Genomic DNA, 11,952 nt, shown 5'->3' with positions numbered 1-11,952 from the left:
CTTTCGTAACGTTTCATTATTCTAGATGTCCCCCTTGAATGCGCTTTAAAACTATTTGAAATCGCTTACAGGAAATAATATAGCACATATATATAAACGTGACAACACATTTCCGACAATTTTTTGTCAAAAATATGAATAGAATTCGTAAGGGATCGAATATTGTCGAAACCTATCGTTTTTTCTTCGTATAAAAGGCATACTACTTATATGGTAAAGTATTTTATTTCCCCTACCCGCATTTCAAATTCCTTCTATATAAAGTGAAACTTTCATTAGCCATCACCAATCGGGCTTTTACAAGCAGCTCGATTTATTTGCGTTTGCTGAATTTTGAGGTGGGGTTCTTACTGCTCAGCAAATAGAGGGATAAAAAAAGAGCTGATATGAAATCAGCTCTTTTCCTTCTATTATTAATGACGCTTCATACGTCCTTCTTTTTGTAACTCTTTAAATAATGCTGCCATCATAAAGAAAATAACAAAGACGAACGGGAATGCTGCAATGATAGCTGCCGTTTGTAATGCTTCTAATCCGCCAATATATAATAGCGTAGAAGCTATCGCGGCTAGAACGATACCCCAAATCATTTTAATACGATTTGGTGGGTTTAAACTACCATGTGTCGTTAACATCCCTAAAACGAATGTTGCAGAGTCTGCAGATGTAATAAAGAATGTTGCAATAAGTAAAATACCTAAAACTGATAAAGCTGATCCAAAGCTGCCCATCTGATCGAACATAGCGAATAATCCTACTTCTGTTCCCATCTCTTTCACTTTTTCGAAGATATGTGCATCACCAAACAGCTCCATATGAATACCTGTTCCGCCGAAAACGGAGAACCACAGTGCACCAATTACGGTCGGTACGAGTAACACACCGATAACAAACTCACGAATTGTACGGCCTCGTGAAACACGAGCAATAAACGTACCTACGAATGGTGACCATGCAATCCACCATGCCCAATAGAAAATTGTCCACGATTGAATCCATTGGTTTCCACCTTCGTCTAATGGACTTAAACGGAAGCTCATGCTTGGTAATTCCTGAATATAAGAACCGATTGTTGAAGTGAAGTAATTCATAATAAAGTTTGTTGGACCCGCAAATAATACAATGATCATAAGTGCAAACGCAAAAATAATATTCGTATTACTTAAATATTTAATTCCCTTATCAAGACCTGTTTGTGCAGATAACATGAAAAGAACCGTTACGATTGCAATAATAACTAACTGTGTCGTTAATGAGTTCGGGATAGATGTTAAATAACTAACACCACCCGCAATTTGTTTTGCACCGAGACCTAATGACGTTGCAACACCAAACACAGTTGCAAAAACAGCTAACACATCAAATGAATGAGCAATACGCCCGTGTTCCCCGCCCTTAAATAACGGACCTACTGTCGCACTAATCGTACTTGCTTTTCCTTTTCTAAAGGTAAAGTAAGCAATACATAACGCTACAAACGCATATAGTCCCCAAGGATGTAATCCCCAATGGAAAAATGAAAAACGCAGTGCAAGACGCGCACTTTCCTCAGTTGCACCTTCTCCAAACGGAGGTGCGTATAAATGGTTTAATGGTTCGGCAACGCCCCAGAAAACTAAGCCGATACCCATACCAGCACTAAATAGCATAGCAAACCATGTCATATAACTATAATCAGGTTCGTCATCATCTTTACCTAAACGAATAGAACCGTATTTCGAAACAATTAAAAAGATAGACACACCTAAAATAATAGAAACGGAAATAATATAAAACCAGCCGAACTTACTAACTAATGCAGTTTGAATTGCGGTTGTTACATTTCCTAAACTACCTTTTCCAATAATAGATTCGGGAATAATCCCCCAAATTGTAAATGCAATACATAATGTTAATGAAACGATGAATGTTTTTGTCAGTTTCCTCATCAAATCCCCCTTCGTAGGTTTCGCTTTTGTAAATAACATAAATTCCGATATGTAAAATCGGATAGAAAACTATAATTTTGCGGTGATTTTCTTACTTTCACCTTCACCAATTCGAATTCTTATGGACAGCCTTACCTTTCGTATAACCTTTTCACTCTGCAAGAGCTACAAGTTAGAAATACTGCTGTCAAATTGTGTGAGAAAAACGCGGATAGGAATGTATTTTCCTAAAAAAGGATGTGTTACATATGTAAAAAAGGGCAAATTTCTTCCTTGCAACCCTTTCGTTTTGTAACAATTATGCGGTTTTTTTGCTAGTATATAGCACGTGTTTATAGCTTCACAAACAAAATGTTTATGTTTATATAACTATATTACCCATAAAACGGTAAAATACTCAAGGAATGTAATCGTTTAGTAAACATCATGTAACATTACTGTAACATTTTTATTTACGTCGAAAAAAACATGTTGTATTAAATATTTTGAATATAACTAGAAACCTATGATTCATATAGAATGAAAAACGCTTTCTTATATTTTTTGTTATATTACAGGATATTAACGACTTATTACGAATGGTTTGTAATTGTGTGTTTTCCCCAAATCCGAAAAAATCTGTTGCTATAATGAGGACACGAAAACAAACGCAATGGAGGCTATCATGAAAAAATTAATTGGTATAGCAACAGCAGCAGTTTTTGGTCTTGGGATTTTCACATCATCTGCTAATGCAGAAACTGTTGTAACAACAGATGTACTAAACGTACGCGAAAACCCTACTACGGAATCAAAAGTTGTCGGTAAATTACTAAACGGTAATAAAATAGATGTACAAAATACAGAGAACGGATGGTCAAAAGTTACTTTAGACGGTAAAGACGCATTCGTAAGTGCAGAGTTCACAAAAAGCATCTACTACGTAACAGCTAACGTATTAAACGTACGTGCTGAAGCGAACACAAACTCAGAGGTTCTTGGAAAGTTGAAGAAAGACGATGTAATCGAAACAACGAACCAAGTACAAAATGAGTGGTTACAATTTGAATATAACGGGAAAACAGCTTATGTTCATGTTCCTTTCTTAACAGGTACAGCACCTGTAATTGAGAAACAAGAAACAACGGCTCCCGCTAAAGCTGAAGCACCAGCTAAGGCTCAAACAACTGTAGCGCAAGCAAAACCAGCTGCTAAGCCTGCTGTGAAAGCTGCTGAAACTAGCGAACCATCTGGTGGTCGTGAGTTAACAGTTGTAGCTACAGCATATACAGCTCACCCGAGCGAAAACGGTGGCACATATGGCGGCCGTGTATTAACTGCAATGGGTCATGATTTAACTGCGAATCCAAACATGAAAATGATCGCTGTTGACCCGAAAGTAATCCCATTAGGATCTAAAGTATGGGTAGAAGGTTACGGAGAAGCTATCGCTGGAGATACTGGTGGTGCAATTAAAGGTAACCGTATCGATATCTTACTTGGATCAGATAGCGCTGCTCAAAAATGGGGACGTAAAACTGTTAAAGTGAAAATTTTAAAATAACCAATGACTGCTAAATTACAAGCCGGTTCTCTTTATTGAGAGCTGGCTTTTATTTATTTATAATACATATAAGGAGGCTATGCCCATGAATGTACAAGCAAAAGTAGACTGGATCGGTACGCCAAAACCGTACATATATAAAGATGAAGTAACATATAACGCTACGTCTATTGATTTCTCACTCGCTGGCGATGATAACCGCTATAAGTTAATTGTGCTCAAGTCTGAAAACAATACACATTACAAAATTGTGCAATACGGAGTAAAACCAGGCTCTCAAAAGCCATTTCCTATCGACATTCCATTTGAACAAAACATGTTACCAATTATAGAGCAGATATTACATGATCCATATGTACAAGAAATATTAAAGGAAACACACTCATAATTGTAAAAAAATATATCAACGATTTTTCAATTATATCTATCATAACTTACGATATATCAACGGTTCGACACGAAATATCGATTTAGCTACAAAAAAGAAGCTGTTCAAATATTGAACAGCTTCTCTCATATTAACGAGTTGGACCAGATACATCTTCTGATTTCAACGTATTATTTGCACCAAGAGAATGATACAACATCTTTCCATTTCCATTCACAGTTACAATATGTTCGTTATTAAAACTTTTGAACTTCACAGATCCATCACCGTAACGAATATGATACTCTTCATATGTCGTTACTTTATATTTCGTATCACTTTGACGCTCTACATTACGAACTTCCATCGTTAATAAGTCTTCTGTAATTCCTTTTTTGTGTAAATACTGTATATAATCACGGTCTTCCTTATACGATTTCCCGCTCTTATCATAATTCTTTTCAATTAAACTAAAATCATTTAATGAAATTGCACGTACGTTATCATAAATATGATTTCTTACAAATTCGCCCACTGCTGAACTTGATGTTTCTTTCGGGAATTTTAAGTAATACGTGCTTTGGTCTCCAATTTTAACACTTTCAGATTTCATCACACCAAAATCAGTAGTTTTCTCTAAATGTACTTCTACTGTTTCATCTGTGGATACAGGGCCAAGCTTATAACTTCCATAATTTAATTTTCCACGTTTTTTCCCATTCACAAATACAGTTGCATCACTTTCATCAGAAGAAATGCTTACATACTTACCTTCAAGCGATAAATCCACTTTCACCTTCTCGCTCTGTTCATCCGCTAAATCTACTTCTTTCTCTGTTTCTAATTCAGTCAGTTCTGTCTTCGCCGTTGCCTTTACAACATATGTACCTGGGAAGTATGGCCCCAACTCTTTCGAAGTTTTATCACTAGAAAGCTCTGTTTCTTTTTTGTCATTCACATGTATTTCTGCATTTTTTGCAGTTGTACTAATGCTCATATAATAAGATTTCATGCTAAACTTATACTTTGGATATAAGAACCACTCTTTTCCCTCTTCTACTATTTCCCCGTCCTTAAATGAAGATTTATCTTTATTTAACTTTTGATCTACTGTCTCTTTCTGTAAATAAGACAGTAATTGTTTGTTGTAAGAAGGATTCTCTTTTAAATAACGCATGTACGCTTTAATATCCTCTGTCTTAATCTTTAAGCTTGAATCATTCGCTTTTACAAACTCATCAATTGCATTAATATCTTTCTTTTGGAATGCTTCAATCATTACATTTACTTGCTTTTCTTTTGAAAACTTATATGCTCCAAATTTATATGCCCCAAATAATAATGCAGCAATAACAGCAAAACCAATGATCAAAAATAAATTCTTCTTACTTTTCACTGATTTTGTCTCGCTTTGTAATTCTGTATATGAAGCAGCAGTGTTATCAACGATTACTTCTACTTTACTCCCACACTCCGGACAAAAGTTCAAATGGTCTGCAACGTTCTTTTTACATGTTCCACAAAACTTCAACGTGCTCTCCTCCTATTTTTTAGCTAATTTCATTCCAGCAAATGCCGCTACATATGTCACAATCAAGCTAAACAAAGTTAAATATATAAATGAATTTTGCATAGATAATACCGTTCCACTTGTTCCAAATAAACCTGTTACCGTTCCTGAAACATTAATTTGGAACTTAGAAATCATATTCATTACAATCATCATAATTGTGTAAGAACCACTACATACCGCTAATGTAATATATATATTGGCAGTCGGTAATTTAGCTAACTTTCTTCCCGCTCTAAACATAAAGAACAATGGAATAATAAGCAGTAATAAACCATAATGGAATACATTATTCACTTTATCGAATTCTGCAAGGCTTTCCTCATTTGCTCCTTTTGAAATCAATATCTCTCTAAGCTCTACGCCATTTACAGAGACGCCTGATATAAATGAAAACGATAGTGTGCTCTCATATGTATTTGATTTCTTACCAATTCTAGTAAATTCTTTACTAAGTGCTGGACTTGATACTTCTAACGGCGCAAAATGAGCCATACTCCATAATTGAGGTGTTAACTCTAATGCTAATAATGTACTTTCAGATTTTAAAGTTGTTATTTCTTTTAATGGCTCAATACCGTCTTCCTTACTTACTAACGCCATAATACAAACCGCTACCGCTGTTACTAAAAGTCCTTTTATCATAGCTGAAACACCGTAATACACAGACGCTCCATATGGCATTAACTCTTGAAATGCTACTGCCATATTGTTTTTGCTTGTATGAGCAATAAATCCTAATAAGGTAAATAATGTCCCACATACAAAACCACTCAATAAACTCTTAATCGCTGAATAGCCAACCGTAATCTTACCTGCTTCTGAGAATGGAATTGCAAAAGATTGTGATGCTATAAAACTTATAATGAATAAAAAGACGCCATAAATAATACCAACTGTTGCTGCCATAAAGATTTGATCTTTAATCGTTTTCGCAACATGCTGTTTCCCTAACCAAATTCCTGTACCAGCGAAAATAATAAATGGAATGATTAATAATAATGTAAATGGAGTATGCCAAGATAAAGAAAATATCAATCCACTATCATCGTTAGCTGTAAAACCAAGTAAATGGTAACTTAACATCGTAGAAGTTGCACTCGAATAAAAACTTGGCAACATTTCTAATTCTTTTGCAAATTTGCTAAACATCTCACTTAACATAGAAGCAAATAATAAACTACCAATCCAACCAGCAATTAACATGAGAATACTTGCAACAGCCCCACCAATAAAACCTTTTTGTAAAACGGCTTTATCTGCTTTAAATTCAACTTTAGGAGCACCATCCATTGTAGGCAATTTTACAGATTGTTCTTTTTTCTTCACAACAGATAAAGAATACCCACACTTTTGACAATATAAATTTTTTTGAGCATTTTCACTGCCACAACCTTTGCAGTATTTTGCAGTATCTTTTTCTAATGTTACTGCATCTATAGCTCCTGCAATCTCCATACTACCTTCATTTGGGCAATAATTTACTTCTTCACCATGTTGTTTTCCACATGTGCGACAATACATTTAATTCACTCCCCACTTTGCTTAATTCCACAAACTGGACAGTAAGTAGAGTTTTTATCGATATGCTCATTACATGAAATACAATTTACCGTTTCACCTTCATTTTCTACTGCTAACATCGGGTTAGGTTTTCCACACGAACCACAAAACTTATCATTTATTGATAAAGGTCCACCACATTCACATGTAGCTTTTTCACCTTGTTGTTTTTGCAATTCAACAATGCGCTTTCTTGCTTGATAAATAGCTACATCAAATTCTTGAACTGGAGCAATCATTTCTTTTAAGCTCGCTTCATTTACTCCACTTCCTCTTAATTGAACATACACTTGCTGCCCAACCTCTAATAGAACCTCTGCTTTTTTCTGCATTTGCACTTGCATTCCCTTTTTCAATTGAGCAATTTCTTGTGCAACTTGCAACTTCATTTTCCCTTGTTCTATTCCTTCTTGTAACTTATTCATTCCACTACCTAACTTCGTCTGTAAATCTGACAAATTATTTCTCCCCCTATACGTATATATTAATATATGAAATTAACATTTTATATATTACCATGATTTTCAAGTTATGTAATCCAAATTTCATTTTTTCTGTTTTGAGCATTTTTTGTTTATAATGGTAAAGGAAAGAAATATGTGTACGGAGGAATATTATGCTGCAACACTCAATTACGAAAGATGAAATTATGATGATTGCGAATGAGTTCGTTCAAGGACTAGATCCGCAGCAAACAGCTGATCAGGAACATGTCGCTACAGCTCGGCACCTATATCGTAGTGGTGTTGTCTACAACGTTGACTTTGATGGTTATACACTGTCAGGAACTGTAGATGCGGAAGGCAACGTATATAGCGTTCATATTCCGATTCGTAATGTCGCTGAAAGTTATTGTGATTGCTTCGCACCAACACAATGTGAGCATATGCTCGCTGTATTACTATCTGCAGCGTCTAGTTTCGGGCAAGTAGGAGATGTATTAACTTTATTTAAAAATAATACGAAACCTTCCCTTCCTCCTATTAGAACTGCAAGACAAGTATTGCAATCATCAGCTTTTGAAGAAACGGATTATAAAAGTTGGGAATCATATTTTGAAAAAGAATATGATTCATTTAAAAAAGAACAAGCTCGCCTTACTTATAAACAAATGTATTTTCTTATGAGTATCTTTACAGATTTCTATACGAAGCTTGAGCGGAAAGCTCCGCGCGTCATCGCCATACATGAATTATTCAGGTTACATGCAGCAATTTACTGCTTTCAAAAATTATTAGAAGAAATTCAGGCATTCGAAGCAAACAAAACGTATTCTTATCACCAACCTGTTAATGTTATTCGCCTATTTGTCGATAAAGTGGAATCCATCGTTCGGGACTTACAATCAGAAGCGATTCCTTCAGAGTCTGAAATAATTTTGCAAGAAACAGCTCGTCTCGTTCATGAAGTATTCTTCTCTACCGACGCTTATACGCAAGAGCGATTTTTCATTTATCGTCACATATGGAGTGAACTTTTAAACAATAAAGAGAACATACAAGAGGAAGAAAAACGAATCGATACGAAAATCAATCCACTATCCAAAGCATTAGCGTCTTCTCATCTTCTCTTTTTAAATGATGAAGATTTACTAGCGATGGACTTACTAAAGAAACAACCTGCTTCTGTTGTGAGTCTATACTTCTATTGGTTAGAAGAACTATTAAGTGCCATGCAATGGGATCGTGCAAAAAACTGGCTTTCCTTTACGTATAAACAAGTAAAGAAAACGATCCAAGATCACGAAAATACGATTTTCATAAAAGATATCGTTCGGCTATTTGTAATCATGTATGAAACATACGCAACACATACAAATGAACAAGCTGGTTTTGAAATGATTTTACAAGAACTATTACCGTATAGTTTCACAAACTACGAACAGTACGTACTCGCGAAAAAACAGTATCGCACATGGGCAGAGCTTCATCTCTTATATGGATTTGAGGCAATCGAACTGTTGAAAGAGCCACTGAAAGATATTGAAAAAGAAGCGCCAGAAGTGGCACTTCCTCTTTACCATCTTGCTGCTGTAGAGGCGATTGAAGAACGAAATCGTAAATCATATAAACGTGCAGTTCGTTACTTAAAGAAATTACGTACATTATATAAACGATTAAAACGCACCGATGAATGGGATGCTTTCATTATTCACATCGCCAATCTCCATTCACGTCTGCGTGCACTACAAGAGGAATTACGGAAAGGAAAATTAATCGATGATCAATCAAACTGAAGTAACAATTAGGCTCCAGCATGTTAGTCAAGGTTGGTTCCTTTGGGGAGAAGATGACAGCGGTACTCCATTATCCGTAACAAGTTGGAAACGAAATGCATTCACATGGCACTCCACTTCTTTCTACGGTACGTTTCTAAAAGAAGCAACCTTCGAAGGAAAACAAGGTGTGCTGCTAACAAATGCACAAGCCTTTGAATACATTGCAAACAAACCGATGAATTCCTTTGCACATATTCAAATAAACGGCACGATTACAGCACTTACGAAAGATGCAAATGAACTATGGGATGCCTTTACGAGTGGTAGTTTCGTACCAGATATGAATCATTGGCCTAAACAACCATCTTGGAAAGTTCAAAATACACCAATTGAAGATGACACATTAGCATCGCTTTTCTCAGCAGCAGTAAATGAAAGCATATTACAAGACAACCGCTCAAATGACGGCTGGGAAGATGCTAAAAGACTATATGAACATTATGACTTTACGAAAAGACAACTGGAAACAGCACTACATGAAGAAGATTGGCTTCGGAAAATTGGTTATATTGAAGATGATCTTCCGTTTACAATCGGACTAAGACTACAAGAACCACAAGAAGAATTTGAAATGTGGAAGCTTGAAACAATTGTGACACCAAAGCGCGGGGCGCATCGCATATATGTATATGAAAACATCGATTCCTTACCGAAAAGATGGCACGATTACGAAGAACGGATTACAGAAACACAAGAAGGTTTTAGTAAACTCATACCGTGGTTAAAAGAAGGAGATACGTTCCGAAATGAGCTCTTTGAAACAGAAGCGTGGAACTTCTTAACAGAAGCAAGCGACGAGTTACTTGCAGCCGGCATTACAATTTTACTACCATCATGGTGGCAAAATTTAAAAGCAACAAAACCGAAATTACGTGTCCAGCTGAAGCAAAATACAGCACAAACACAATCGTTCTTCGGTATGAATACGCTCGTTAATTTTGATTGGCGCATTTCGACGAACGGCATTGATTTATCAGAAAGCGAATTTTTTGAACTCGTTGAACAAAATAAACGTCTATTTAATATAAATGGTCAATGGATGCGACTAGATCCAGCCTTTATCGAAGAAGTAAGGAAACTCATGAACCGTGCCGATAAATACGGACTAGAGATGAAAGATGTCCTGCAGCAACATTTATCAAATACGGCTGAAACAGAAATTGTAGAAGATGATAGTCCGTTTACTGATATTGAAATCGAACTAGATGGATATTATGAAGAACTATTCCAAAAGCTGCTTCATATTGGAGATATTCCAAAAGTAGATGTCCCTACTTCACTAAACGCAACACTTCGTCCGTATCAACAACACGGCATTGAATGGTTATTATATTTACGAAAGCTTGGATTTGGAGCATTGCTAGCTGACGATATGGGACTCGGGAAAAGTATTCAAACAATCTCTTACTTACTATATATAAAAGAAAACAATCTCAAAACAGGCCCTGCATTAATCGTAGCGCCGACATCTGTTCTTGGAAATTGGCAAAAAGAATTTGAGCGTTTCGCACCGAATTTACGTGTTCAATTACATTATGGAAGTAATAGAGATAAGGGCAATTCTTTTGAAGATTTCCTTCAATCGGCAGATGTTGTATTAACATCTTATGCATTGGCTCAACTCGATGAGGAAGAACTAACTTCATTATGCTGGGATGCTGTTATTTTGGATGAAGCACAAAATATTAAGAACCCACATACGAAACAGTCGAAAGCAGTACGAAACTTGCAAGCAAATCACAAAATTGCTTTAACTGGTACACCGATGGAAAATCGCCTCGCTGAACTTTGGTCCATTTTCGACTTTATTAATCATGGATATCTCGGAAGCTTAGGGCAATTCCAGCGCCGCTTCGTCACACCGATTGAAAAAGATCGTGATGAAGGAAAAATCCAGCAAGTTCAACGGTTTATCTCACCATTTTTACTGCGCCGAACGAAGAAAGATCAAACAGTCGCATTAAATTTACCAGATAAACAAGAACAAAAAGCTTACTGTCCTCTTACTGGTGAACAAGCTTCCTTATATGAACAACTTGTTCAAGATACACTGCAAAATGTCGAAGGATTAAGTGGAATTGAAAGACGCGGCTTTATATTACTTATGCTGAACAAGCTAAAACAAATTTGTAATCATCCAGCTCTTTATTTAAAAGAAGAAGAGCCACAAAATGTCGTTGAACGCTCTATGAAAACAAAAACGTTAATGGAGCTCATAGAAAATATAAAAGATCAAAATGAAAGTTGCCTCATCTTCACTCAATATATCGGCATGGGGAACATGCTAAAACGTGTGCTAGAAGAAAAATTCGGCCAGCGTGTCCTCTTCTTAAACGGTAGTGTACCGAAAAAAGATCGCGACAAGATGATTGAGGAGTTCCAAAACGGAACGTATGACATTTTCATCTTATCCTTAAAAGCTGGCGGAACAGGATTAAACTTAACCGCTGCCAACCATGTCATTCACTACGATCGTTGGTGGAATCCAGCTGTGGAAAATCAAGCAACAGACCGCGCATATCGCATTGGTCAAAAACGATTTGTTCATGTTCACAAACTCATTACAACAGGAACATTAGAAGAAAAAATTGATGAAATGCTAGAAAGAAAACAATCTCTAAACAATGCGGTCATCACAAGCGATAGTTGGATGACTGAACTATCAACAGACGAACTAAAAGAATTACTTGGTGTATAAAGTGA

Annotated in this window: 8 protein-coding genes; 4 read left to right on the top strand and 4 right to left on the bottom strand. The window is 36.1% G+C overall.

The genetic code is table 11. The features are described 5' to 3' along the window. Nucleotides 1–413 precede the first annotated feature (413 nt). A complete protein-coding gene (gene opuD / locus HFD78_RS09300; RefSeq protein ID WP_001230117.1) occupies nucleotides 414–1,928 on the bottom strand; it encodes a glycine betaine transporter OpuD in 1,515 nt (504 codons plus the stop codon). 664 nt (nucleotides 1,929–2,592) lie between these two features. Here opuD and HFD78_RS09295 point away from each other — a divergent pair. Continuing rightward, on the top strand, nucleotides 2,593–3,471 hold the full coding sequence (locus tag HFD78_RS09295) for a cell wall-binding protein EntA (protein ID WP_098522231.1): 879 nt from the start codon (nucleotides 2,593–2,595) through the stop codon (nucleotides 3,469–3,471). Between the two features lie 85 nt (nucleotides 3,472–3,556). Next, nucleotides 3,557–3,859 carry a DUF3910 family protein gene (locus tag HFD78_RS09290; RefSeq protein ID WP_001102542.1) on the top strand — a complete coding sequence of 101 codons (303 nt, stop codon included), beginning with the start codon at nucleotides 3,557–3,559 and terminating at the stop codon, nucleotides 3,857–3,859. 130 nt (nucleotides 3,860–3,989) lie between these two features. Here HFD78_RS09290 and HFD78_RS09285 read toward each other — a convergent pair whose 3' ends face one another. From HFD78_RS09285 to HFD78_RS09275, 3 genes are read right to left on the bottom strand one after another with little or no spacing between them, the layout of a single operon-like run. Continuing rightward, nucleotides 3,990–5,369 carry a zinc ribbon domain-containing protein gene (locus HFD78_RS09285; protein WP_098794397.1) on the bottom strand — a complete coding sequence of 460 codons (1,380 nt, stop codon included), beginning with the start codon at nucleotides 5,367–5,369 and terminating at the stop codon, nucleotides 3,990–3,992. 12 nt (nucleotides 5,370–5,381) lie between these two features. Continuing rightward, complete coding sequence (locus HFD78_RS09280) at nucleotides 5,382–6,932, bottom strand: zinc ribbon domain-containing protein (protein WP_000271640.1); 1,551 nt, start codon at nucleotides 6,930–6,932, stop codon at nucleotides 5,382–5,384. A 5-nt stretch (nucleotides 6,933–6,937) separates the two neighbouring features. Continuing rightward, complete coding sequence (locus HFD78_RS09275) at nucleotides 6,938–7,429, bottom strand: zinc ribbon domain-containing protein (RefSeq protein WP_001281753.1); 492 nt, start codon at nucleotides 7,427–7,429, stop codon at nucleotides 6,938–6,940. 158 nt (nucleotides 7,430–7,587) lie between these two features. Between HFD78_RS09275 and HFD78_RS09270 the strand changes: the two genes are divergently transcribed. Then, complete coding sequence (locus HFD78_RS09270) at nucleotides 7,588–9,207, top strand: SWIM zinc finger family protein (protein WP_000939131.1); 1,620 nt, start codon at nucleotides 7,588–7,590, stop codon at nucleotides 9,205–9,207. Next, complete coding sequence (locus HFD78_RS09265) at nucleotides 9,191–11,947, top strand: DEAD/DEAH box helicase (protein ID WP_000610110.1); 2,757 nt, start codon at nucleotides 9,191–9,193, stop codon at nucleotides 11,945–11,947. The genes HFD78_RS09270 and HFD78_RS09265 overlap by 17 nt, the downstream gene beginning before the upstream one ends. The last annotated feature ends 5 nt before the right edge of the window (nucleotides 11,948–11,952 follow it).

It is taken from the genome of Bacillus sp. EKM501B (assembly GCF_011800505.1).
GTDB lineage: Bacteria > Bacillota > Bacilli > Bacillales > Bacillaceae_G > Bacillus_A > Bacillus_A cereus.
The sequence above is the reverse complement of the archived record's forward strand: the minus strand, read 5'-3'. Positions and strand labels throughout refer to the sequence as shown.